The sequence below is a fragment of the Sedimentitalea sediminis genome, from assembly GCF_042687825.1.
GTDB lineage: Bacteria > Pseudomonadota > Alphaproteobacteria > Rhodobacterales > Rhodobacteraceae > Sedimentitalea.
In genome coordinates this window covers 29813-54312 of record NZ_JBHUQE010000006.1, presented here as the reverse complement: position 1 = coordinate 54312, position 24500 = coordinate 29813, and the positions used below count along the sequence as shown (strand labels likewise).

Here is a 24500-nt window from a genome sequence, read left to right as displayed (position 1 = left end):
CAAACAGGGGGCGAAGACACGATGGCAGCAAACTCCCACGGAGCGGTTGTGGGCGTCGATGTCGGCGGAACCTTTACCGATCTGGTCGAACTGGATCAGGCGACCGGTCGGGTGCGGCTGTCCAAGGTGCCCAGCACGCCGGACAACCAGGCCTTTGGCGTGCTGGATGCGCTGGATCAGGCCGGGTGCGACCTGGCGGCGCTGGACCTGATCGTGCACGGCACCACGACCACCACCAATGCGGTGCTGGAACGCAAGCTGGCGCGCACCGGGCTGATCACCACCCAGGGCTTTCGCGACGTGCTGGAACTGGGCCGCCGCACCCGCCCGCAACCCTATGGCATGACCGGTGAATTCACTCCGCTGATCCCGCGTGACCTGCGGCTGGAGGTGCCCGAACGCATGGACGCCACCGGCCAGGTCCTGCGGGTTCTGGACGACGCGGCGGTCGCGATCGCCGGGCAGACTCTGCTGGCGGCGGGATGCGAGTCGGTGGTGGTGCATTTCCTGCACGCTTATGCCAATCCGACTCACGAATTGCGCGCCGCCCGGATCCTGTCAGAGCTCTGGCCCAATAATCACATCACCATGGGCCATGCGTTGCTGTCGGAAAGCCGCGAGTTTGAACGCGGGGTGACGGCGGCGGCCAATGCCGCGGTGCAGCCGCTGCTTGACCGGTATCTGCGGCGCCTGGTGGCCGAACTCGACAAGGGCGGCTATCGCGGCCAGGTGCTGGTGATGAACGGCAATGGCGGCATGGTCGGCTCGGAGCGCGTGGCAAACGAAGCCGCCAAGACGGTGATGTCGGGTCCGGCCTCGGGCGTGATGGCCGCCGCCTATACAGGGCGCAAGGCGGGCATCGAGAACCTGATAACCTATGACATGGGCGGCACCTCGACCGATGTCGCGCTGGTCCGCGATGCCGAACCCTCGGTCAGCAACGAGATCGAGATCGAATACGCGATGCCGATACATGTGCCGATGGTCGATGTGCGCACCGTCGGCGCCGGTGGCGGCTCGATCGCGCGGGTCAACCCGGCCGGGCTGCTGGAAATCGGCCCGGACAGCGCCGGCGCCGATCCGGGGCCGATCTGCTATGGCCGGGGCGGCAGCGAACCGACGATTTCGGACGCCAATCTGATTCTGGGCCGGCTGGATCCGGCCGGGCTGAACGCGGTCAGGGGCGGCGTGTCGCCGGATCACCTGCACCGCGTCTTTGCCGAAAAACTGGGCGTGCCGCTGGGGCTGGACGCGGTGCAGGCCGCCGCTGCGGTGATCGAGATCGCCAACATGAAGATGGCCGGCGCGATCCGCATGGTGTCGATCTCGCTGGGGGCCGATCCGCGCGATTTTGCCCTGTTTTCCTTTGGCGGCGCCGGCCCCCTGCATGCCACGGCGCTGGCCCGCGAATTGTCGATCCCGCGGGTGATCGTGCCCAGTCGTCCGGGCATCACCAATGCCATCGGATGCGTCGTCGCCGATCTGCGCCACGATTTCGTCAACACGATCAACACGCCGCTGGACCGGCTGGAACCAGGCCGTCTGGCACAGATTTTCGCCGCCCAGACCGCCGAGGGCACGGCCCTGATCACCGCGGAAAATATCGAGATTCGCGGTATTCGTCCCCAGTACAGCGTCGACATGCAGTTCATCGGCCAGACCCATCTGCTGCGCGTGCCCCTGCCCGCACCCGACCTGTCGATGGACGCTCTGCAGGCGCTGTTCGAGGCCGCCTATTTCCGACGCTTCCGGGTCCAGTTGGACGATATCCGCGCCAGCCTGGTCAATGCCAATTGCTCGGTGATCGGCGCCCGGGCCGAACTGGACCTGAGCGCGCTGATCGACCCCGCCGGGCGCAAGGCGGATCTGCAGGCGGCAAGGACCGGCGAGCGTCCGGTGTATGTGCAGGGCGCCTGGCAGGTCACGCCGGTCTATTGGCGCGACCACCTGCCCGCAGATTTCACCCTGCCCGGCCCGGCCATCGTGCAGCAGATGGACACGACGCTGCTGATCGAACCGGACGACACGGCGACAGGGGATGCGGATGGCAACATCCTCATCGCGATCGGGGGCACCACATGAGCCTCGATCCGATCACCCTGTCGGTCATCCAGGCCGGGCTGCAGCAGGTTTGCGACGAAATGGACCTGTCGTTTTCGCGCGCCGCCTTTTCGCCGGTGATCGCCGAGGCCAACGACCGCAGCGACGGCATTTATGACGCCGTGGACGGCGCCCTGATCGCGCAGGGCGCGGGGGGGCTGCCGGTTTTTGTCGGCACCATGCAATATTCCACCCGCACGCTGATCGCGATGATCGCGTCCGGCAAGGCGGCAACGCCGCAGCCGGACGATATCTATATCGTCAACGATCCCTATCTGGGCGGCACCCACCTGATGGATGTGCGCTTTGCCCGGCCGTTTTATCGCAATGGCGAAATCTATTGCTGGCTGTCCAATACCGGACACTGGCCCGATACCGGCGGGGTGGTGCCCGGCGGATTCTCGGCCAGCGCCACGGCGGTCGAACAGGAGGGGCTGCGCCTGCCGCCGGTACGGCTGTTCAAACAGGGCGTGCTGGATCCCGAGATCATGGCGATCATTTCCTCCAACATCCGCGTTGCCGACCAGCGCATCGGCGATGTCAAGGCGCAGGCCGCCGCGCTGCTGGTGGGCGAGGACCGGCTGAACGCGCTGCTGGACCGCTATGGCAATGCGACCGTGACCGAGGCGATTGCCGAACTGCGCCGGCGGGCGGCGATACAGATGCGCGCCTTTATTGCCGAAATCCCGCCCGGCACCTATCGCGCCAGCGCCTGGATCGACAGTGACGGGGTGGTCAACGAACCGCTGGAAATCCGGCTGGCAGTGTCCCGGCGAGGCGATGACCTGAGCTTTGATTTCACGGGGTCCAGCCCGCCCTGCAAGGGGCCGATGAACTCGGTGCTGGCGACGACGCTCAGCTCGGTCTATCTGGCGATGCGCCACGTCTTTCCCGAGGTGCCGATGAGCGCCGGCGCCTTTGAGCCGCTGCGGGTCAGCGGGGTGGCGGGCACGTTCCTGGATGCCCGCTATCCGCGCCCGGTCTCGGGCTGCGCCGCCGAAGTCAGCCAGCGCATCGCCGAGGCGGTGTTCGCCGCACTGGTCCAGGTCCTGCCCGACCGGGTCACCGCCGCCCCCGCCGGTACCAGCGGCAATTTCGCCCTGGGCGGCCATGATCCGGCGCGCGGGCGCGACTATGTGATGTACCAGATTTCCGGCGGCGGCTATGGCGGCAATGCCGATCATGACGGGCTGTCCAACGGCTGTTCCACCATCGGTATTTCCAAGGCGCCGCCGGTCGAGATCATGGAGCAGGCCTTTCCGGTGCTCTATCACCATTACCGGCTGCACGAGGGGTCGGGCGGCGCCGGCACCCATCGCGGCGGGTTCGGGCTGGATTACATGGTCGAACTGCGCCGCGGCACCGCCACTGCCAGTTTCGTCATGGATCATGGTCGGTTCGGCCCGCAGGGCGTGCGCGGCGGCGGCGATGGCGGCGTCAATCGGGTGACCGTCTGGCGCGACGGACAGGCACATACGCCCGATCACCTGTCCAAGGAGCAGGACATTCCGCTGGCCCCCGGCGACCGTGTGCATGTCCGCACCCCCGGCGGCGGCGGCTATGGCGACCCGTTCGCGCGGCCACCCGAGGCGGTGCTGCAGGACGTGCGGCTGGGCCGTTACAGCGCGGCCCAGGCCCGCGACTTGTTTGGCGTGGTACTGTGTGGCGCGCCGCTGAGCGTGGACACGGCCGCCACCGCGGTCCTGCGCGCCGCGCGCTGACGCACCTCGACCGGCATCAGACCGCCCCGAGCGACGGGTCCGCCATCAGCGCCCGAACCTCGGCCCCGGTCGGCATCGAGGCGGCGGTTCCGGGCCGCGTCACCGCCAGCCCGGCCGTGGCACAACCGACCCGGACCGCCTGTTCGGGGTCCAAGCCCTGCGACAGCGCCGCCGCAAAGCCGCCGTTGAACGCGTCGCCCGCGCCGGTGGTGTCCACCACCGCGCCGGCTGTGATGGCGGGCACCAGGCCGTGACCGTGCATCCAGACGCCGCGCGCGCCCAGGGTAATGATCGGGCAGCCGACTCCCATCTCGCGCAGCCGTTCGGCAGCGCGACCGGCCGTCGCATCGCTGTCGACCGCCATGCCGGTCAGCGCCTCGGCCTCGGTTTCGTTCGGCGTGGCGTAGTCGCACAGCGCCAGCATTCCGGGGGGCAGAGCCGCCGCCGGGGCCGGGTTCAGAATGGTGGTTACTCCGGCCTGCCGCGCGATCTCCAGCCCGCGCGCCGCCGCCTCGACCGGCTGTTCCAGCTGGGTCACGAATACATCCGCCGTGCCGATCAGCCCGGCCTGCGCCTGGACATCGGCAGGGCCGATACCGGCCGCCGCACCGGGCGCGATGATGATCGCGTTGTCCCCGGTGGCGTCGTCGACAAAGATAAAGGCAGCCCCGGTATGGCTGTCCGCCACCTGCCGGACATGGCCGGTCACGCCCGCCGCCGCCCAGGTCGCCTGGGCCATGCCCGCGAAATCGTCCTGGCCCAGCCGGGTGACGATATGTGTCTCGGCACCAATTCGGGCACAGGCCACCGCCTGGTTCGACCCCTTGCCCCCCGGCCCCAGCATGAATCCGCGCCCCGGCAGGGTCTCGCCGATGCGCGGCAGCCGGTCCGCCCGATAGGCGGTATCGGCCATGAAAATCCCCAGAATGACCACCTTGCCCATGCCCTGCGCCCCGCTGTCCCGACCCGTTGCAGTTGGTCGCGCCGATCCACGCCTGTCAAGCCGGCGCAATAGCGGTTGACTCTGCCCCACCCGGCCCTGTAAGCGCGGCATCGTTGGTGTTGGTGGCCCCCGCAAGGGAATGCCTGTCAGGAGCAATCCAGAGGACAACGCCCTTCATAGCGGCCCGCGGGCCGCGCCTGCAGAAGGAGATCAGCCGTGACCAAACGCACGTCTGCCAAGTACAAACTCGACCGCCGCATGGGCGAAAACATCTGGGGCCGCCCGAAATCCCCGGTCAACCGCCGCGAATACGGCCCCGGCCAGCACGGCCAGCGCCGCAAGGGCAAGATCAGCGATTTCGGCATCCAGCTGCGCGCCAAGCAAAAGCTCAAGGGCTATTACGGCGATCTGACCGAGAAACAGTTCCGCCGCATCTATGCCGAGGCCGAGCGGGTCAAGGGCGACACCGGTGAAAACCTGATCGGCCTGCTGGAGCGTCGCCTGGACGCCGTCGTTTACCGCGCAAAGTTCGTGGCGACGGTCTTTGCCGCCCGCCAGTTCGTGAACCACGGCCATGTCAAGGTGAACGGTAAACGCGTGAACATCCCGTCGTACCGCGTCAAGGAAGGCGACGTGATCGAAGTGCGCGACAAGTCCAAGCAACTGACGGTGCTGCTGGAAGCCACCCAGTTGTCCGAGCGCGATGTGCCGGATTACATCGACGCCGACCATTCCAAGATGACCGCGACCTTCGTGCGCACCCCGGGTCTGGGCGACGTACCCTATCCGGTGATGATGGAACCGAACCTGGTCGTCGAATTCTACGCCAAGAACTAGAACCCGCTGGGGTTTGACCGGTCCGGGGCCGCGCCAACTGGCGCGGCCTCTTGCGTTTTGCCACTGCGCCGTCCGACCCGGTGAGTTTCCATTTTGATTTTTCGGCGGGTTCCTCTAATCAGGCGCTCAACGGCCCGGCCACGGCCCCGCCCGCAATACAGATCAGGAGCGCCCCATGCCCAAATCCCACCCCGAATACGGACGCATAGATGGCCCCATCGTCATCATCGGCTTTGGCTCTATCGGCAAGGGCACGCTGCCGCTGATCCAGCGCCATTTCGACTATGACGCGGACAAGCTGGTGGTGATCGACCCCAATCCGGATACCCATCTGTTCCTGTCCCAGCACGGCATCCGGCACGAACAGGTGGCCATCACGCCCGACAATTACCGCCAGGTGCTGGGCGAGCTGTTTGCCGAGGGCAAGGGGTTCTGCGTCAATCTCAGCGTCGACACCTCGTCGCTGGACCTGATGAAATTCTGCCGCGAGATCGGCGTGCTGTATATAGACACCGTGGTCGAGCCCTGGGCGGGCTACTATTTCGACACCGAGGACAATGCAGAGCGCACCAATTACGCCTTGCGCCAAAAGGTACGCGACGAAAAGGCCGCCAATCCGGGCGGCACCACGGCGGTCAGCTGCTGCGGCGCCAATCCCGGCATGGTCAGCTGGTTCGTGAAAGAGGCGCTGCTGACGCTGGCGCGCGACACCGGTCGCGAGGTCGAAGCCCCGGACAATCGCGCCGGCTGGGCCGCACTGATGCAGTCGCTGGGTGTCAAGGGCGTGCATATCGCCGAGCGCGACACCCAGGCCCGCCGCCAGCCGCGCCCGCGCAACGTCTTTGTCAACACCTGGTCGGTCGAGGGTTTCATCGCCGAGGGGTTCCAGCCCGCCGAACTGGGCTGGGGCACGCACGAGACGTGGTTTCCGGAAAACGGCCATCGTCCGGACACGGGCTGCATGGCGGGCATCTGGCTGGATCGGCCCGGTGCGATCACCCGGGTGCATACCTGGTGCCCGACCCCGGGGCCGCAATTCGGCTTTCTGGTGACCCATAACGAGGCGATCTCGATCGCCGATTACTATACCGTGGGCGACGCCGCCGCGCCGGATTTCCGCCCGACCTGCCACTATGCCTATCACCCCTGCGACGACGCGGTGCTGTCGCTGCACGAGATGTTCGGCTCGGGCCGGCAGCAGACCGAGCATCAAATTCTGGATGTGGACGAGATTGTCGAGGGGATCGACGAACTGGGCGTGCTGCTCTATGGCCACGAAAAGAACGCGCTGTGGTTCGGCTCGCGCCTGTCGAATGCCGAAACCCGCGCGCTGGCGCCCTTTCAGAACGCCACCGGCCTGCAGGTCACCAGCGCGGTGCTGGCCGGCATGGTCTGGGCATTGCGGAACCCCGAGGCGGGCATCGTCGAGACCGACGAGATGGACCACGATCTGTGCCTTGAGGTCCAGCGCCCCTATCTGGGCCCGGTCGAGGCGCATTACACCGACTGGACGCCACTGCAGGACCGCTGGGAACATTTCCCCGAGGATATCGACGAAAGCGACCCCTGGCAGTTCCGCAACGTGCTGGCGACCTGAGGCGAATATCAGGCGGTCGCGTTCCATGGCCCTGCCGTCCGACCGGGCGCAGGGCGATGACCGCGCCGCGTTCTACAGTGGCAGCGGGCGGCCCTCGGCAATCGCCTCCATGGCGAAATACGAGGTGACACTGTCCAGTTCGACCTTTTCGATCAGGCGCTGATAGACTTGGTCAAAACTGGCCATGTCCTGAGTCACCACCTTGAGTTGATAGTCGTAATCGCCGCCGATCCGGTGGAAATCGACCACTTCGGGAATGGTCAGCACATGGCGGCGAAAACCGCGCAGCCATTCGGTCGAATGGTGCCGGGTGCGCAGCATCACAAAGACCACCAGATCCAGCCCCAGCTTGCGCCGGTCGATGCGCGCGGTCGATCCGTTGAGAATGCCCGCATCGGTCAGCGCCCGCAAACGCCGCCAACAGGCGTTCTGCGAGAGGCCGATCCGGTCCGCCAGATCGCGTTGCGAAAGGCCGGCATCCAATTGCAGCGCGCGCAACAATCGCAGGTCTATCTGATCGAGTTTTTTAGCCACAGCCTATCATATGACCCGATTTATCGGATTTTTCCACAAAAATAAGCAGGGTTTTATCGCGGATCGGCCATCATATTGCTCAGGCAACATGGAGCCTGGCAGATGACCCTGACCCTTTTTCGCGAAACGCTGACCGCCGCCATACAGGAAAACACCCTTGGCGCGGGAGTGATCGGCGATGGCATGCTGATCCCGGGCCTGAACGGCGCGGTGCCGCTGGTCTATGCGGATTATGTCGCCTCGGGTCGGGCCCTGCGGCAGGTCGAGGATTTTGTCACCGCCCATGTCCTGCCGTTTTACGCCAACAGCCATACCGAGGCCTCCTATTGCGGGACGTACATGACCAATCTGCGGCGTCAGGCCCGGGCCGAAATCGCCCGTCAGGTCGGCGCCGGGTCCGACGACGCGGTGATCTTTGCCGGTGCCGGGGCCACCGCCGGTCTGAACCGGCTGGTCAACCTGTTGGGGGTCAACCGGGCGCAGAACCCGGTGGTGTTCATCGGCCCCTACGAGCATCACTCAAACATTCTGCCCTGGCGCGAAAGCCGGGCCCGGATCGTCGAAATCCCCGAGGCGCGCGACGGCGGCCCGGACCTGGACGCGCTGGCCCGGGCCCTGCAAGCGCATGCCGACAGCGACCTTCTGGTCGGCAGCTTTTCGGCGGCTTCGAACGTCACCGGCGTGATCACCGAGACCGGTCCGGTGACCCGGTTGCTCAAGGCGCATGGCGCGCTGGCGATCTGGGATTATGCCGGAGCCGGCCCCTATCTGCCCATCGACATGGCCGACGGGCCAGAGGCGCGCAAGGATGCCGTCGTGATCTCGCCGCACAAGTTTCCCGGCGGCCCCGGGGCCTCGGGCGTGCTGGTTCTGAACCAGACCGCCGTGCGCAGCGCAGCACCCAGTTGGCCCGGCGGCGGCACGGTCAGCTTTGTGTCGCCCTGGCGGCACGACTATTCCGGCGATCTGGCCGCGCGCGAAGAAGCCGGCACGCCGAACGTGATCGGCGACATTCGCGCGGCGCTGGCCTTCATGGTCAAGGATGCCGTGGGCACCGAGGTCGTTGCCGAGCGCGAGGCGCGCTATAACCGCATGGCGCTGCAGGGCTGGCGGGACAACCCGCACCTGACTTTGCTGGGGATCGACCGGCCGCACCGGTTGCCGATCTTTTCCTTTCTGGTGCGCGATGGGGACGGCACGCCAGTGCATCAGCAGCTGTTCACCCGGATGCTCAGCGATATCTATGGCATTCAGGCCCGTGGCGGCTGTGCCTGCGCCGGTCCCTATGCGCATCGGCTGCTGGGCATCGACCGCGCCGCCTCTGAGGCGCTGCATGCCGATATCCTGGCCGGCAAGGAATTGCGCAAACCCGGTTGGGTCCGGCTGAATTTCAGCTATTTGATGACCGAGGACACGGTGCGCTATATCATCGACAGCGTCAACGACCTGAGCCGCACCACCGCCCGGCACGCGCCGCGTTATCGCGTCGATCCGGCCACGGCGCGGTACAAGGCGGGCGCCCGGGCCGCCTGAGGTTTGCGGCTTTTCACCGCCCCGGCGGGACGTTATGAGAGGGCACATTCGAGGAGCCCCGACATGAGCCTGATCACGCCGCAGCCCGGTATCATGGACATCGCCCTGTATCAGGGCGGGGCCGCGCATGTCGCCGGCATGACCGATGTCATCAAGCTGTCCAGCAACGAAAATCCGCTGGGCCCCAGCCCCGCGGCGATGCAGGCGGTCCGCGACAGCGCCGCGACGCTGCACCGCTATCCGTCGACCGATCACGCCGCGCTGCGCGCGGCGATTGGCGCGGTGCACGGGCTGGACCCCGACCGGATCATCTGCGGCGTCGGGTCGGACGAAGTGCTGCAATTCGTGGTGCATGCCTATGCCGGGCCGGGCGACGAGGTCATCTATACCGAGCACGGCTTTGCCATGTACCCGATCCTGGCGCGCATGGTGGGGGCAACCCCGGTTCAGGTGGCCGAGACCGAACGCCGGGTCGATGTGGACACGATCCTGGCGGCCTGCAATGACCGGACCCGGGTGGTGTTCATCGCCAATCCCGGCAATCCCACATCGACCATGCTGCCGGATGACGAAGTGGCACGGCTGGCCGACGGGTTGCCGGCGGGGGCGCTGCTGGTGCTGGACGGGGCCTATGCCGAATTCGTCGACGGTTTTGACGGCGGCGCCGGTCTGGTCGCGGCGCGCGGCAACGTCATCATGACCCGGACCTTTTCCAAGATCTACGGGCTGGGCGGGTTGCGGGTCGGCTGGGGCTATGCCCCGCGCGACATCATCGACGTGCTGAACCGCATCAGGCAACCGTTCAACCTGTCGGCAACCGCGCTGGCGGCGGCCGAGGCGGCGGTGCGTGATCAGGGTTTCGTCGCCCATTGCCGCCGCGAAAACGCACACTGGCGGGCCTGGCTGTCGGCGGAACTGGCCGCAGCCGGCGTGCCCTCGGATGCGTCGTGCAGCAATTTCATCCTGGCCCGCTTTGCCAGCCCCGACGAGGCCACGGCCTGCGACGCCTATTTGCAGAGCCGCGGATTGATCGTGCGCCGGGTCGCCGGCTATAACCTGCCCGCCGCGTTGCGCATCACCGTCGGCGACGAGACCGGTTGCCGCCGGGTCGCCGCCGCCGTGGCCGCGTTCAAGGGCGGTGCAGCATGAGCGGCCCGGTCTATGACCGCGTGGCCCTGATCGGCCTGGGTCTGATCGCCTCGTCGATGTTCTGGGGAATCCGCCGCGGCGGGCTGGCGCGCGAGGTCACCGGCTATGCCCGCAGCCAGGCCACCCGCGACACCGCGCGGCGCATCGGGCTGTGCGACCGGGTCTGCGACAGTGCGGCCGAGGCGGTCGAGGACGCCGACCTGGTGGTGCTCTGCGTGCCGGTCGGCGCGATGGAGCAGGTGGCGCGCGACATCGCCCCGCGGCTGAAGCCCGGCGCCACGGTCAGCGATGTGGGTTCGGTCAAACGCGCCGTGATCCAGGCGGTCGGCCCGCATCTGCCCGACAACGTGCATTTTGTTCCCGCCCACCCGCTGGCCGGAACCGAGCATTCCGGCCCGGAAAGCGGCTTTGCCGAGCTGTTTGACGACCGCTGGTGCCTGCTGGTGCCGGTCGCGGGCACGTCCGAGGCACCGATTGCGCGCCTGCGGGCACTGTGGAACGGACTGGGGTCGCATGTCGACGTGATGGATGCCGACCATCACGACCTGGTGCTGGCCGTCACCAGCCACGCACCGCACCTGATCGCCTATACGATGGTTGGCGTGGCCGACGATCTGCGCCGGGTCACCGACAGCGAAGTCATCAAGTATTCCGCCGCAGGCTTTCGCGATTTCACCCGCATCGCCGCCAGCGACCCGACCATGTGGCGCGACGTGTTCCTGAACAACAAGGACGCGACGCTGGAGATTCTCGGCCGGTTCACCGAAGAGCTTTTTGCCCTGCAGCGCGCCATCCGCACTGGGGATGGCGATCACCTTCACGCCTATTTCACCCGCACCCGGGCGATCCGGCGCGGTATCATCGAGGCGGGACAGGACACCGACGCTCCGGATTTCGGCCGCAAGAAGACGTCGCCGTGAACCGGGCGCCGGTGGTCCTTGCCGTGCTGCTGTCCCTTTGGGCCCTGCCTGGCCTTGCCCACGCCCCGGCGACCTCGTTGCACCCGCAGGCCCGCCCCCAAGCCGCGCCCCCGGCGGACCTGATCGTTAGGCAGACCGGCCAGGTGCGGCCGCAGATGCGCCCCGTTTCGGAACAGGTTTTGGCGGCCGCCGCCCGCCCGGGGCGTCTGGCCTTTCTGTCGCCGGACCTGTCCGCCCGGCCCTGGTTGCGGCCCGACGATATCGTACAGCAGGCCATGGCCAAGCGCCGCCTGCGCCGCAAGGGCGCGGTCTGTGGCGACATCGACATTCAGGGCGAAAATGTCGGGCATGTCCCGGGGCGGCTCAAGGTCTGCGGCATTCAGGACGCGGTGCGCGTCACCGCCGTGTCGGGCGTGCGGCTGAACCCGCCGGCCCTGATGAACTGCAAGACCGCAATCGCCCTGCGCAGTTGGACCGACAAGGGGTTGAAACCGGCCTTTCGCCAACGCGGCCCGGTGGTCGAGATGAAGGTCGCCGCCCATTACGCCTGTCGCACCCGCAACAACCGCAAGGGCGCGCGGATTTCCGAACACGGCAAGGGCAATGCCATCGACCTGTCGGCGTTTACCATGATGGACGGCGAGGTCATCACGGTCCTGCGGGGCTGGGGCCAGGGCACGACGCTGCGTCCGCTGCGCAAGGCCTATCGCCGCGCCTGCGGACCCTTCGGCACCACGCTGGGGCCGGATTCGGACCGCTATCACCGAGATCACTTTCATTTCGACACGGCCAGCTATCGCAGCGGCCCGTACTGCCGCTAACGCAGAAACAGACGCGGCGCCGGACCCAGCGGGAACGGACCCAGCGTGATCAGCCCGCCCTGCAAGGTCAGATCAACGTCCAGCGCGTCGGGGTTGCCGCTAATGCCGGACAGCATGTTCAACAGCCTGGCGGTCGCTTCCAGAGCGATTTCGGGCAACGCCCCCGACCGTTGCAGAAGCAGCAGCATATCGCGCCAGTTCTCAGCCTTGAGCGCCAGATTGCCGGTGGGCACCCCGTCGCCGTCCACCGTCACCTGCCCGGCCGCATAGACCGACAACGCCCCCCATTTGGCGCTGGCCAGCCTGAGGTCGATCGCCACCGGCTGCGGCCGCCGGTCTTCCAATGCCCGGCGGTCCCAGGGCCGATCGAACTGCACCTGCATGTCCAGTTCCAGCGTTTCGAAACTGGCCGGCAGGGCCAAATCCGCGCCGGCGGCGCGGCGCACGAAATCGCCCGGCGTAAACCCGGGTGCGGCGACATCGAACTGATAGGTCTCGGGGTTCCCGGTCTGCACCATAGCCACGGTCGCGCCCTGCGCACCGGCCACGGGGCCTCGGCGCCCGCTGATCTGCCACGACCCCGACGTCAGCGCCATGCGCTGCAGGGCAAGATCGGTCCCGGGCGCCAGATGCAGATCGGCGACCATGCCGTCGGCCGACAACACGACCGTCTGATCGAAATACGACAGGCGCTGCGGGCCGGCCGGAAAGATCAGGCTTTGCCGGCCGGGCCAGATCGCCGGGTTGTCCAGATGCAACCAGTCGGCCTGCCAGGCAGTGCCAGTGACCGGATCGGCCAGCGCCGGGCTGGTCAGGGTGGTGATATGGCGCAAGGGGTATCCAGAGGTCGAAATGTCGGCGAAATCCGCCTGCCAGCCGCGCGCCGCCTGGGCCGCAAACCAGCCGGAAATACCCTGCCGCAGACTATAGGCCGCACCATACCAGTACAGCGACCAGAGCAGGCCCACCACAACGCCCAGTTTCAGCAGACGGATCATCAATTGGCCTCTTTTCCAGCACAATGCTTTGCTGTTTATAGGGCGCAATCAACAAGGACCAGCAAGATGACAATGTGGGTGTTCGGATACGGCTCGTTGCTGTGGAATCCCGGTTTCGAGGTCGCGCAGCGCTCGGTGGCGACCCTGGCGGGCTACTCCCGCTCGTTCTGCATGCGTTCGATCCATCACCGCGGCACCGAGGCCGAACCCGGTCTGGTGCTGGCCCTGGACGAATTGCCCGGCGCCGTCTGCGAAGGCATGGCCCTGGCGGTGGCCGCGGGGCGCGAGGCGCCAACCCTGGACTATCTGCGGGAACGCGAACTGATCTCGTCGGCCTATCTGGAAAAGACCCTGCCGGTGACCCTGCAGAACGGCGAGACCGTGACCGCCATCACCTATGTGATCGACCCGGACCACGTGCAGTATTGCGGCGGTCTGGAACTAGAGGAACAGGCCCGGATCATCGCCCGCGCGATCGGCGGGCGCGGCCCGAACACCGAATATCTGTTCAACACCACCGATCATCTGTTCGAAATCGGCCTGCATGACCCCGACCTCGACTGGCTGGCCAACCGCGTCCGGGCGCTGACCGGATAAACCCTTGGCACGGCGCAGAATAAATCTGTAGGCTTGGCGCAGAGCAGACACGTGTCAGGAAAAGGGCGCATGGCGCAGCCAGATCGCGAACCCAGACCGCAGTTCAGTCAACCGGTGCGTCAGATCCTCATGATGCTGACGGCGCTCGGCCTGTCCGGGTTCGGCATATTCGTCGCTCTGCCCCGGGTGTTGCCGGTGTTCGAAGCCAACCCCTATCTCAACGGGTTCATCCTGTTCGTCTTTGTCATCGGTGTGCTGGCCACGTTTTACCAGGTCACGCAACTGATCGGCTCGGTGCGCTGGATCGAACGCTTTGCCAGCGGCGAGGCCGACAGCGCCGCCCGGCCGCCGCAATTGTTGGCGCCGCTGGCGTCGCTGCTGCGGTCGCGCGGGGCGCGCATGCAACTTAGCGCATCCTCGACCCGGTCGATCCTGGATTCGGTTGCCACCCGCATCGACGAAGAACGCGACATCACGCGCTATATCGTCAACCTGCTGATCTTTCTCGGGCTGCTGGGTACGTTTTACGGGCTGGCCACGACCGTGCCTGCCGTGGTCGACACCATCCGCAGCCTGGCGCCGCAAGAAGGCGAAGAGGGGCTGGCGGTGTTCAACCGCCTGATGAGCGGGCTGGAAAAACAGTTGGGCGGCATGGGCGTGGCCTTTGCCAGTTCGCTGCTGGGACTGGCCGGATCGCTGATCGTCGGCCTGCTGGAATTGTTCGCCGGGCATGGTCAAAACCGGTTTTATCGCGAACTCGAGGAATGGCTGTCCTCGATCACTCGCGTCGGTTTTTCCTCTGGCGAGGACGGCGCGGCCGAGACCGGCGGTGCTGCGGGGATGGTCGATCACCTGGCCGAACAGGTGGACGCCCTGCAGCGGCTGTTCGCCCGCGCCGAGGCCGCTCGCGCCGTGACGGATGCCCGTTTGGGCGATCTGGTCGCCGTATTGACCGAACGCAACGACCGCGATGCCTCGTCAGACGAGGTCGCCGCGTCGCTGGACCGTTTTGCCCACAACCAGAACGACCTGGTCGACACGTTGCGTGCCCAGGCTGCGGCCGAAGGAATGGATGCCGAAAGCCGGATGCGGTTGCGCTCGATCGACGTGCAGCTGCTGCGCATCCTCGAAGAGATCTCGGCCGGTCGCCAGGAAAGCCTGGCCGAGTTCCGCAAGACGGTCGAGCTGTTGGTCACGTCGCTGACCCGCCCGCGCGACCCCAGCCAAGTGGCCTCCGCCCCGTCCCGGGCAGGCACCGGCGGGACGGATATCGGCGGGACGGACTGAGCCATGGCCCTGACTCGGCGCAGCGGAACCCGGTTTCAGGCCTCGATCTGGCCCGGTTTCGTCGATGCGATGACCGGGCTGTTGCTGGTTCTGATGTTCCTGCTGACGATATTCATGGTGGTGCAGTTCGTGCTGCGTGAAACCATCTCGGGACAGGAAAGCGAACTGGACACCCTGTCCGCCGAGGTCGATGCGCTGGCCCGGGCGCTGGGGCTGGAAGAACGCCAGCGCCGGCAGTTGGAAACCCGCATGGGCGAGTTGAACAGCACCCTGAACCAGGCTCGGGACGATCTGGCCGAGCAGACCACGGCGATCAACACCCTGACCGCCCAGCGGGATCGCCAGGCGCAGGCGCTGCAGGCCGCGCAGACCCAGATCACCGCGTTCGAAGCGCAGGTGGCCGGCCTGTTGGCCGAGCGCGATCAAGCGCTGCGCGAGCTGGCAGCCTCGGGCACCGAGCGCGAGGCACTGCAGACCTTGCTGGCCGAATTGCGACAGCGGGACAAGGACAATACCGCCCGTTTGAACCAGGCTCAACAGGCCCTGAACGACCGGGAGGCCGCCCGCCTGACCGAAGCCGCGGCAGCCGAAGCCTTGCGCGCGCGGCTGCGCGACGCAGATGCGGAACTGACCGCGATGACCCTGGCGCTGGAGGCCCAGCGCAAGGCCGCCGAAGACACCCTGACCCTGCTGGCCGCCGCCGAAGTCGCGCGCGACCGGCTGGATGATGAACTTGCCGATGCGCTGACCCGGCTCGACGCTGCGCAGGCCGAAACCGGTACCCGCGATGCGCTGGTGGATCAGTTGACGCGCACGCTGGATCAAATGCGGCGCGATCAAACCGATCTGGACCGCGCGCTGCAAGAGGCCCGCGCGAACAGCGCCGCCACGGAAACCGAATTGCGCGCCGAACTTGCCCAAGCCCGGTCGGATCGCACCAATCTGCAGGCCCAACTGGAGTCGGCGCGCGCCGACCTGAAGACCCTGCAGCAGAACGCCCGGGTTTCGTCGGATGAACGCGCCACCGCCGAAGACCGGTTGCTGCAAGCTCTCGAGGCGCTGGAACGGGCACAGGTGGCTGCCAGCGACCGCGATCTTCTGCAGGCCCGGCTGACGGCAGCACTGACCGCCCGGCAACAGGCAGAATCCGCGGCCAGCCAGCGCCTGACACTGGCCGAGCAACGCGCCGCCTTGCTGGCCCAGGCCAAGGCTGCGCTGGCCGAGGAAAAGGAGATCTCCACCGAAACCCGACGCCAGACGGCTCTGCTGAACCAACAGATTGCCGCGCTGCGCGCACAGTTGGGTGGCCTGCAGGCGCTGCTGGATGACTACAAACAGCGCGACGCAGCCGCCCAGGTTCAGCTGGAGGCGCTGGGTGCCGATCTGAACGCCGCGCTGGCCCGGGCCGCCTCGGAAGAGCGCAAGCGTCGGCTGCTTGAAGAAACCGAACGCAAGCGCCTGGCCGAGGAAGCCCGCAAACTGGCGGCCACGGCGCGCGAATTGCAGGCCCAGGCCCAGGATCTGCAACGGTATCGGTCAGAGTTTTTTGGCAGGCTGCGCGCGGTGCTGGGCAACCGCGAGGGCGTGCGGATCGAGGGCGACAGGTTCGTTTTTTCCTCGGAAGTGCTGTTTCCCCCGGGCCGGGCCGAACTGTCCGCAGCGGGTCGGGCCGAGATTGCCAAGGTCGCTGCCATCCTGCGCGATGTCGCGGCCGACATTCCGCCTGAACTGGATTGGGTCATCCGCGTCGACGGACATACCGACGACACGCCGATGATCGGCTCGCGCCGCTATCGCGACAATTGGGAACTCAGTCAGGGCCGGGCGCTGTCGGTGGTCCGCTATATGGTCGAGGCGCTGGACATCCCGCCGCAGCGTCTGGCGGCGAACGGCTTTGGCCAGTATCAGCCGGTCAACCCGGCCAACACCCCCCAGGCACGCGCCCAGAATCGCCGGATCGAACTGAAACTGACGGAAAAATAGCGCCTGCTATTCCAACGTGACCTGGACCATCCTGCGGCTCAGTTCCTGACCATCGCGCAGGATCCGGACGGTGCCGTGATAGGCGCCGCTGGCCCAGCGTCCGGACCGAAGACGTTTACCGGCGGCGCGAAAGAACTGGCCCTGGTTCCGGTTCAGTTCGACCCGCTGGGTCAGAACAGGCCCGTCCGGACCGGTGATCTGCAGATCGATCTCGTCGCCCGTCCGACCGCCATAGGCAAAGCCGAAAAGCACCAGCGCCGGCGCCGTTCGCGGCAGCCGGTCGCGCGCTGCGGTTCCGGCCTTAATGGCATCATAGCCGGGCATATCCTGAGCGAAACCCGCCGAGATCAGCCCGCCGGGCACATAGTCCGGCGCTTCGCGCCACAAGGTCCGCTCCGGCGGGGTACAGGTGGCAAGATCGGCGTCGCCGTCGGGATCAAAGGGATCGACCCGCCGCCCATCGCGGCGCACCGAAAGATGTACATGCGGAAACGTGGTCTTGCCACTGAGGCCGACCTGCCCCAAGACCGTTCCCGCCTCGACCTGGTCGCCGGAACGGACCCGAACCGAGCCCGACTTCATGTGACAATACTGGGTTTCCCAGCCGTCCGGATGGCGCAGCAAAACGCCGTTGCCGCATTCCTTTCCGCGTATGCCTTCGGCACTTGCCGGATCAAACAGGATATCCGGCATGCCGTCCCGTACGGCGGTAACCGTACCGGGGGCGGAGGCCAGAACGTTTACGCCCCGTTGCATGTCGCTCAGCGCCGGCAACGCAAAATCGGTGCCCTTGTGGCCGTCATAGCTCAGGCTTCCACACTGGAAATCCCGGACCTGCTCGGTCGGGTCCCGATCCACGAAATTCTGGATGTAACAGGTTTCTCCCGGGATACAGTCGATCGGAATCGTCAGCGTCAACTCGCCCGCCGCAATCGGAGCGGCGAGCGAAAGCGCAGAGGCCACCAGGGCCGCGCGCATCAGTCGGCGGTCAGCAGCGGCGGCTTGTTTCCCGACAGGCGTGGCTTGTCCGGCCCCTCGATCCGCAAGTCCAGCTTGCCTTCCTTCAGGCCGACCTTGACCACGCCGCCCTTGGCGAGTTTGCCGAACAGCAATTCCTCTGCCAGCGGTTTCTTGATGTGCTCCTGGATGATGCGACCCAGGGGGCGCGCGCCCATCTTGTCGTCATAGCCCTTGTCGGCCAGCCATTCCGCCGCCGGTCGGGTCAGTTCGATCGTGACATTACGGTCCATCAACTGCGCCTCGAGCTGCAGCACGAATTTCTCGACAACCTGCAGGATCACCGACTTGGGCAGCGGAGCAAAGGAGATTACCGCGTCCAGGCGGTTGCGGAATTCCGGCGTGAAGGTGCGTTCGATCGCTGCCGTATCCTCGCCCTCGCGCCGGTCCCGGCCAAATCCGATAGCGGATTGCGCCTGTTCGGCGGCACCGGCATTGCTGGTCATGATCAGAACCACGTTGCGGAAGCTGACGGTGCGGCCGTTATGGTCGGTCAGTTCGCCATGGTCCATGACCTGCAAGAGGATGTTGTAGACATCCGGATGCGCCTTTTCGATCTCGTCCAGCAGCAACACGCAGTGCGGATGCTGATCGACACCATCGGTCAGCATGCCGCCCTGATCGAAACCGACATATCCCGGCGGTGCACCGATCAGGCGGCTGACGGCATGTTTCTCCATGTATTCGGACATATCGAACCGCAGCAGTTCGACTCCCAGCGTATCAGCCAGCTGCTTGGCCACCTCGGTCTTGCCGACGCCGGTCGGCCCGGCGAAAAGATAATTGCCGATGGGTTTTTCTGGCTCGCGCAGGCCGGCACGCGACAGTTTGATGGCGCTGGCCAGCGCCGTGATGGCCGGGTCCTGGCCGAACACCACACGTTTCAGCGCACTTTCCAGATCCTTCAGGACCTCGGCGTCGTCCTTGCTGACATTCTTGGGCGGGATCCGGGCAATCTTGGCCACGACAGCCTCGACCTCTTTCGTACCGATGGTCTTGCGCCGCTTGGCCGCGATTACCAGATGCTGCGCCGCGCCGGCCTCGTCGATCACGTCGATGGCGCTGTCCGGCAGTTTGCGGTCGTTGATATAGCGCGCCGCCAGTTCCACCGAGGTCTTGATCGCATCGGCTGTGTACTTGACGCTGTGATGCTCCTCGAAATACGGCTTCAGCCCTTTCAGGATCTTGACGGTGTCTTCGACCGATGGTTCGTTGACGTCGATCTTTTGGAACCGCCGTGACAGCGCCCGATCCTTCTCGAAATGCTGGCGGAATTCCTTGTAGGTGGTCGACCCCATGGTGCGCAGCTTGCCGCCCTGCAGGGCGGGTTTCAGCAGGTTGCTGGCATCCATCGCGCCGCCGGACGTGGCGCCGGCCCCGATCACGGTATGAATCTCGTCGATGAACAGCACGGCATCCGGATGATCCTCGAGTTCGGCGACCACGGCCTTGAGCCGCTCTTCGAAATCGCCGCGATAGCGGGTGCCGGCCAGCAGCGCCCCCATATCCAGCGAATAAATCGTGGTCTTGGAGAGGATCTCGGGGGTTTCGCCGGCCACGATCTGACGGGCCAGCCCTTCGGCGATGGCGGTCTTGCCGACGCCCGGATCTCCAACCAGCAGCGGATTGTTCTTGCGCCGGCGGCACAGCACCTGGATGCAGCGCTCGACCTCTTCGTTGCGCCCGATCAAGGGATCGATATCGCCCTCCCGCGACTTGGCATTCAGGTCGACGCAGTATTTCGCCAGCGCGCTCTCTTTCTTTTCGCCCTCGGTAACGTTCTGGGGCTCTTCTTCCTGTTCCGGGGCACCGGACACCGGACGAGACTCGCCAAAGGCCGGGTCCTTGGCGACACCATGGGCGATGAAGTTCACCGCATCATAGCGGGTCATCTCCTGCTCCTGCAGGAAATAGGCGGCGTTGCTTTCACGCTCGGCAAAGATCGCCACCAGCACGTTGGCGCCCGTAACCTCGGTGCGGCCCGAGGATTGCACGTGGATCGCGGCGCGCTGGATCACCCGCTGGAACGCGGCGGTCGGCACCGCCTCGGAACCGTCGATATCGGTGACCAGGTTGGACAGGTCTTCGTCGATGAATTCCACCAGGGTGCTGCGCAATTCGTTCAGATCGACGCTGCATGCTTTCATCACCCGGGTTGCGTCCGGTTCGTCCAGCAGCGCCAGCAACAGGTGTTCCAGCGTTGCGAATTCGTGTCGCCGCTCATTCGCCAGCGCAAGCGCGGCGTGAATGGCCTGTTCCAATGTGCTCGAGAATGAAGGCACCGGCGTGCTCCTCTTGTCTGGGTCGGGCGGGATGCATTATCTGCTGCGCCCCTATTCCAACCATGTCCCCATATTATTAGAGTTTGGTTGATCATACCCGGGCTTCAAGGCTTTTCTTTCATTTTTCGGTCACAAAAGCCGTGAGCCGGGGCTTGACGCCGCCAAAGCCGGCATCAAAAGCGGTCCTTTCTGGCGCGAATCTCGGCAAAGACATCCGCCGGATTCGCCCCGCTCATGCCGATCTGGGCCTGAACACCGGGATCGGCCGCGCGCAGAAACGGGTTGGTGGCCAGTTCCAGCGCCAGCTGCGACGGCACCGTCGGCTGCCCTGCCGCGCGCCGGGCAGCGATGTCGCGCACCCGGCCAGCCAGGTCCGGATTGTCCGGCTCGATGGTCAGGGCAAAGGCTCCGTTGGCCTGCGTGTATTCATGCCCTGAACAGACGGTGGTATCGGCCGGAAGGGCAGCCAGTTTCGACAACGAGGCCCACATCTGTGGCGCCGTGCCCTCGAATAGGCGCCCGCAGCCCAGCGCCATCAGGCTGTCCGCGGTGAACACCACGCGGCTGTCCGGAAAATGCAGCGCCAGATGACCGAGCGTGTGCCCCGACACGTCGATCACCCGGCCGGTTTCGGCACCGACCGACACCGTGTCGCCCTCGGCCACGGCGACGTCCAGGGACGGCAGGCGATGGGCGTCCGCCGCCGCTCCGATCACCCGGGCGTCATGCTGTTGCAGCACCGCGGCCAGACCCTGAACGTGATCCGCATGATGATGCGTCAGAAACACCTGGGTCAGCCGCCAGTCGCGCTCCCGCAGTGCCGCCAGGATCGGCGCCGCGTCGGGCACGTCCACCAGCAGGGTCTCGCCACTGGCCGGATCATGGGCAAGAAAGGCATAATTGTCGGCGAGACAGGGAATGGTGACGATTTCAAGAGGCATGGCCTTTCACCCTTTCGTTGTTGTACTAAATATAGCTTGTCTGAACATACGGGCACCCGCAATGCATCTTGACGTGCAGGACCTACGCAATTTCTATTATCGCAGCACGCTGGGGCGTGCGGCGCAGACCTCGGTACGCAAGCGGATGCTGCAGATGTGGCCCGAGGCCAAGGGCCAGACCGTGGCCGGGTTTGGCTTTGCGGTGCCGCTGCTGCGCCCGTATCTGGAAGACGCGCGCCGGATCATCGCCCTGATGCCGGCGCCGCAGGGGGTGATGCCCTGGCCTGCCGGCCAGCCGAATGTGTCCGTCCTGTCCGAGGAAACTCTGTGGCCGATCGAAACCGGCCATGTCGACCGCCTGGTGGTCATGCACGGGCTCGAGGCGTCCGAACGCCCGTCGCGCCTGCTCGAGGAATGCTGGCGGGTGCTGGGTCCGGGCGGCAAGGCGCTGTTCATCGTGCCCAACAGGGCCGGATTGTGGTCGCGCAACGACCGCACGCCGTTCGGCTTTGGCAGGCCCTATTCGCTGGGCCAGCTCGAAGCGCAGCTGAAACAGCAGCTTTTCCTGCCGGAACGCCACGCCGCAGCCCTGTACCTGCCACCATCTACGCGGCATTTCTGGCTGAAATCTGGCCCCTTGATCGAAAAGTTTGGCAATCGGCTGCCGCGTATCCTGCCCGGCGGCGTCGTCATGGTCGAGGCCAGCAAACGGGTGCAGCCGCCCGCCGGCACCATCGTCAAGGAGATCGCGAAACGCCCAATCAAGGCGCTGAAGGGGCTGGCCGAACCGGTGGGCGCCCCGGTGCGATCTGACCCGCGCCCCTAGACGCTGCACGGGGACGGCGTTTTTTGTCGCAATTCCCGCCCCGGGGGCCGCAGGAATCGGACAAACACGCAAAATCTGTGCATTTTTGCCCGATCGGCAGACGCGCAAAGGGTCGCACTTTTACCAAGCCTTTGAATTACATCGCAAAAACCAAAGGTCCGTTTGCGCTATAGTATGTTGCGGGCGAAGGTGGGCTCTGCTAGATCCACGCTGATTTTGACGCCTTGTGCCAACGCAGGGCTAACTCACGCCTCCGGAGACCGCGCTGAATGCGGCAAACCGGGGCCAAATATCGGAAGGGTGGACGTGTCCGAACCAGCTTCGATTTCCGCGGGCATAGCTGCGCGCTATGCCAAGGCGATTTTTGAGATCGCGCAAGAGAACAAGAACCTCGACGGCCTGGAAACCAGTATCAACGATCTGGCAACCGCGCTGGCCGACAGCGAAGATCTGCGCAGTCTGATACATTCACCGGTAATTTCCCGCAGCGCGCAGGAAAAGGCGATTTCGGCCGTAGCCAAAAAGATGGACCTGGCCCCGGTGCTGACCCAGTCGCTGGGACTGATGGCGCAAAAGCGCCGTCTGTTCGTCTTGCCGCAGTTGATAAGCGCCCTGCGCACGCAGCTGGCCGAGCAGCGCGGCGAAGTGACCGCCGACGTGATCAGTGCCAAGGCGCTGACCAAGGCGCAGTCCGAGAAACTGGCCAGCACGCTAAAGGCGCGCGTGGGCAAGACCGTCACCATAAATGCGACCGTCGATGAAAGCCTCATCGGCGGTCTTGTCGTCAAAGTGGGTTCGAAGATGATCGATACGTCGATCCGCTCGCGGCTCAACTCCCTCCAGAATGCAATGAAAGAGGTCGGATAAATGGGAATCCAAGCTGCAGAGATTTCTGCGATCCTGAAGGACCAGATCAAGAACTTTGGTCAGGAAGCCGAAGTGGCCGAAGTTGGCCGCGTCCTGAGCGTCGGCGACGGTATCGCCAGGGTTTACGGCCTTGACAACGTTCAGGCCGGCGAAATGGTTGAATTCCCCGGTGGCATTCAGGGCATGGCGCTGAACCTGGAATCCGACAATGTCGGCGTCGTGATCTTCGGCAGCGACCGGGACATCAAGGAAGGCGACACCGTCAAGCGCACCAACTCGATCGTGGACGTGCCGATTGGCGACGAACTGTTGGGGCGCGTTGTCGACGGTCTGGGCAACCCGCTGGACGGCAAGGGTCCGATCAAGGCCGCCAAGCGCGGCGTGGCCGACGTCAAGGCACCGGGCATCATTCCGCGTAAGTCGGTGCACGAGCCGATGGCAACCGGTCTGAAATCCGTCGACGCCATGATCCCGATCGGCCGCGGCCAGCGGGAACTGATCATCGGTGACCGTCAGACCGGCAAGACAGCCGTGGCGCTGGACACCATCCTGAACCAGAAATCCTATAACGACGCCGCCCCGGACGAGTCCAAAAAGCTGTACTGTGTCTATGTCGCCGTTGGCCAAAAGCGTTCGACCGTTGCCCAGCTGGTGAAAAAGCTGGAAGAGAACGGCGCGCTGGACTATTCGATCGTCGTGGCCGCAACCGCGTCCGACCCGGCCCCGCTGCAGTTCCTGGCGCCCTATGCCGCAACCGCGATGGCCGAGCATTTCCGCGACAATGGCCGCCACGCACTGATCATCTATGATGACCTCTCCAAACAGGCCGTCGCCTATCGCCAGATGTCGCTGCTGCTGCGTCGTCCGCCGGGACGTGAAGCCTATCCGGGTGACGTTTTCTATCTGCACTCGCGCCTGCTGGAACGTTCGGCCAAGCTGAACGAGGACAACGGTGCCGGATCGCTGACCGCGCTGCCGATCATCGAAACCCAGGGCGGCGACGTGTCGGCGTTTATTCCGACCAACGTGATCTCGATCACCGACGGCCAGATCTTCCTGGAAACCGAACTGTTCTTCCAGGGCATCCGCCCGGCCGTGAACACCGGTCTGTCGGTGTCTCGCGTGGGCTCTTCGGCCCAGACCAACGCGATGAAGTCGGTCGCCGGCCCGGTCAAGCTGGAACTGGCGCAGTATCGTGAGATGGCCGCCTTTGCCCAGTTCGGTTCCGATCTGGACGCCGCCACCCAGCAGCTGCTGAACCGGGGTGCCCGTCTGACCGAGCTGATGAAACAGGCGCAGTATTCGCCCCTGACCAACGCTGAAATCGTCTGCGTGATCTATGCCGGCACCAAGGGCTATCTGGACAAGCTGCCGGTTGGTGACGTCGGTCGTTTCGAGGCCGGTCTGCTGGCGCATCTGCGCAGCAAACATGCCGATCTGCTCAAGTTCATCACCGACGAAGATCCCAAGATCAAGGGTGAGGCCGAGGACAAAATCAAAGCAGCTCTCGACGAATACGCCGCTGATTTCGCGTAAGGGGCCTGACA

The 24500-nt window shown here is 65.5% G+C and carries 20 protein-coding genes; 14 read left to right on the top strand and 6 right to left on the bottom strand.

The features are described 5' to 3' along the window. Positions 1-21: 21 nt before the first annotated feature. Both ACFMPD_RS06970 and ACFMPD_RS06965 read left to right on the top strand, forming a co-directional pair. Positions 22-2082: a hydantoinase/oxoprolinase family protein gene (locus ACFMPD_RS06970; protein WP_380993074.1), complete on the top strand. Its 2061-nt coding sequence runs from the start codon at positions 22-24 to the stop codon at positions 2080-2082. Beyond that, positions 2079-3821 (top strand): hydantoinase B/oxoprolinase family protein, encoded by a 1743-nt coding sequence (locus ACFMPD_RS06965; protein WP_380993073.1) that lies wholly within the window; start codon positions 2079-2081, stop codon positions 3819-3821. The genes ACFMPD_RS06970 and ACFMPD_RS06965 overlap by 4 nt, the downstream gene beginning before the upstream one ends. 16 nt (positions 3822-3837) lie before the next feature. Here the strand turns inward: ACFMPD_RS06965 and ACFMPD_RS06960 are convergent, their stop codons facing one another. Further along, complete coding sequence (locus ACFMPD_RS06960) at positions 3838-4764, bottom strand: ribokinase (protein ID WP_380993072.1); 927 nt, start codon at positions 4762-4764, stop codon at positions 3838-3840. Between the two features lie 216 nt (positions 4765-4980). Here ACFMPD_RS06960 and rpsD point away from each other — a divergent pair, with 216 nt between their 5' ends. After that, complete coding sequence (rpsD, locus tag ACFMPD_RS06955) at positions 4981-5601, top strand: 30S ribosomal protein S4 (protein WP_380993071.1); 621 nt, start codon at positions 4981-4983, stop codon at positions 5599-5601. Between the two features lie 175 nt (positions 5602-5776). Beyond that, positions 5777-7198: a homospermidine synthase gene (locus ACFMPD_RS06950; protein WP_380993070.1), complete on the top strand. Its 1422-nt coding sequence runs from the start codon at positions 5777-5779 to the stop codon at positions 7196-7198. Between the two features lie 72 nt (positions 7199-7270). Here the strand turns inward: ACFMPD_RS06950 and ACFMPD_RS06945 are convergent, their stop codons facing one another. After that, positions 7271-7732: an Lrp/AsnC family transcriptional regulator gene (locus ACFMPD_RS06945; protein ID WP_380993069.1), complete on the bottom strand. Its 462-nt coding sequence runs from the start codon at positions 7730-7732 to the stop codon at positions 7271-7273. A 102-nt stretch (positions 7733-7834) separates the two neighbouring features. Between ACFMPD_RS06945 and ACFMPD_RS06940 the strand changes: the two genes are divergently transcribed. The 4 genes from ACFMPD_RS06940 to ACFMPD_RS06925 all read left to right on the top strand — a co-directional run bounded on the left by ACFMPD_RS06940 (position 7835) and on the right by ACFMPD_RS06925 (position 12155). Next, positions 7835-9265: an aminotransferase class V-fold PLP-dependent enzyme gene (locus tag ACFMPD_RS06940; protein WP_380993068.1), complete on the top strand. Its 1431-nt coding sequence runs from the start codon at positions 7835-7837 to the stop codon at positions 9263-9265. A 63-nt stretch (positions 9266-9328) separates the two neighbouring features. Next, positions 9329-10414, top strand: coding sequence for a histidinol-phosphate transaminase (gene hisC / locus ACFMPD_RS06935; RefSeq protein WP_380993067.1), 1086 nt, complete (start codon positions 9329-9331; stop codon positions 10412-10414). Further along, positions 10411-11334 carry a prephenate/arogenate dehydrogenase family protein gene (locus ACFMPD_RS06930; protein WP_380993066.1) on the top strand — a complete coding sequence of 308 codons (924 nt, stop codon included), beginning with the start codon at positions 10411-10413 and terminating at the stop codon, positions 11332-11334. The genes hisC and ACFMPD_RS06930 overlap by 4 nt, the downstream gene beginning before the upstream one ends. Before the next feature lie 155 nt (positions 11335-11489). Then, on the top strand, positions 11490-12155 hold the full coding sequence (locus ACFMPD_RS06925) for an extensin-like domain-containing protein (protein WP_380993065.1): 666 nt from the start codon (positions 11490-11492) through the stop codon (positions 12153-12155). Here the strand turns inward: ACFMPD_RS06925 and ACFMPD_RS06920 are convergent. Next, the gene (locus tag ACFMPD_RS06920; protein ID WP_380993064.1) at positions 12152-13153 is read right to left on the bottom strand and encodes a DUF2125 domain-containing protein; all 1002 of its coding nucleotides are present in this window, start codon (positions 13151-13153) and stop codon (positions 12152-12154) included. The genes ACFMPD_RS06925 and ACFMPD_RS06920 overlap by 4 nt on opposite strands. 66 nt (positions 13154-13219) lie before the next feature. Here ACFMPD_RS06920 and ACFMPD_RS06915 point away from each other — a divergent pair, with 66 nt between their 5' ends. The 3 genes from ACFMPD_RS06915 (at position 13220) to ACFMPD_RS06905 (ending at position 17020) form a co-directional block, all read left to right on the top strand. After that, entirely contained in the window at positions 13220-13750 is a 531-nt protein-coding gene (locus tag ACFMPD_RS06915; protein ID WP_380993063.1) for a gamma-glutamylcyclotransferase, read from the top strand. A gap of 69 nt (positions 13751-13819) precedes the next feature. After that, the gene (locus tag ACFMPD_RS06910; RefSeq protein ID WP_380993062.1) at positions 13820-15037 is read left to right on the top strand and encodes a biopolymer transporter ExbB; all 1218 of its coding nucleotides are present in this window, start codon (positions 13820-13822) and stop codon (positions 15035-15037) included. Positions 15038-15040: 3 nt separating this feature from the next. Continuing rightward, positions 15041-17020: a peptidoglycan -binding protein gene (locus ACFMPD_RS06905; RefSeq protein ID WP_380993061.1), complete on the top strand. Its 1980-nt coding sequence runs from the start codon at positions 15041-15043 to the stop codon at positions 17018-17020. A gap of 6 nt (positions 17021-17026) precedes the next feature. On the opposite strand, the gene ACFMPD_RS06900 is transcribed toward ACFMPD_RS06905, so the two are convergent. The 3 genes from ACFMPD_RS06900 to gloB form a co-directional block, all read right to left on the bottom strand. Continuing rightward, positions 17027-17998 (bottom strand): M23 family metallopeptidase, encoded by a 972-nt coding sequence (locus tag ACFMPD_RS06900; RefSeq protein WP_380993060.1) that lies wholly within the window; start codon positions 17996-17998, stop codon positions 17027-17029. After that, entirely contained in the window at positions 17998-20319 is a 2322-nt protein-coding gene (clpA, locus tag ACFMPD_RS06895; RefSeq protein ID WP_380993059.1) for an ATP-dependent Clp protease ATP-binding subunit ClpA, read from the bottom strand. The genes ACFMPD_RS06900 and clpA overlap by 1 nt, the downstream gene beginning before the upstream one ends. A 173-nt stretch (positions 20320-20492) precedes the next feature. Beyond that, complete coding sequence (gloB, locus tag ACFMPD_RS06890) at positions 20493-21260, bottom strand: hydroxyacylglutathione hydrolase (RefSeq protein WP_380993058.1); 768 nt, start codon at positions 21258-21260, stop codon at positions 20493-20495. A gap of 61 nt (positions 21261-21321) precedes the next feature. Here gloB and ACFMPD_RS06885 point away from each other — a divergent pair, with 61 nt between their 5' ends. The 3 genes from ACFMPD_RS06885 to atpA all read left to right on the top strand — a co-directional run bounded on the left by ACFMPD_RS06885 (position 21322) and on the right by atpA (position 24489). Then, on the top strand, positions 21322-22086 hold the full coding sequence (locus ACFMPD_RS06885; protein ID WP_380993057.1) for a class I SAM-dependent methyltransferase: 765 nt from the start codon (positions 21322-21324) through the stop codon (positions 22084-22086). Positions 22087-22392: 306 nt separating this feature from the next. Next, complete coding sequence (locus tag ACFMPD_RS06880; RefSeq protein ID WP_380993190.1) at positions 22393-22953, top strand: F0F1 ATP synthase subunit delta; 561 nt, start codon at positions 22393-22395, stop codon at positions 22951-22953. Beyond that, on the top strand, positions 22954-24489 hold the full coding sequence (gene atpA / locus ACFMPD_RS06875) for a F0F1 ATP synthase subunit alpha (RefSeq protein ID WP_380993056.1): 1536 nt from the start codon (positions 22954-22956) through the stop codon (positions 24487-24489). Positions 24490-24500 lie beyond the last annotated feature (11 nt).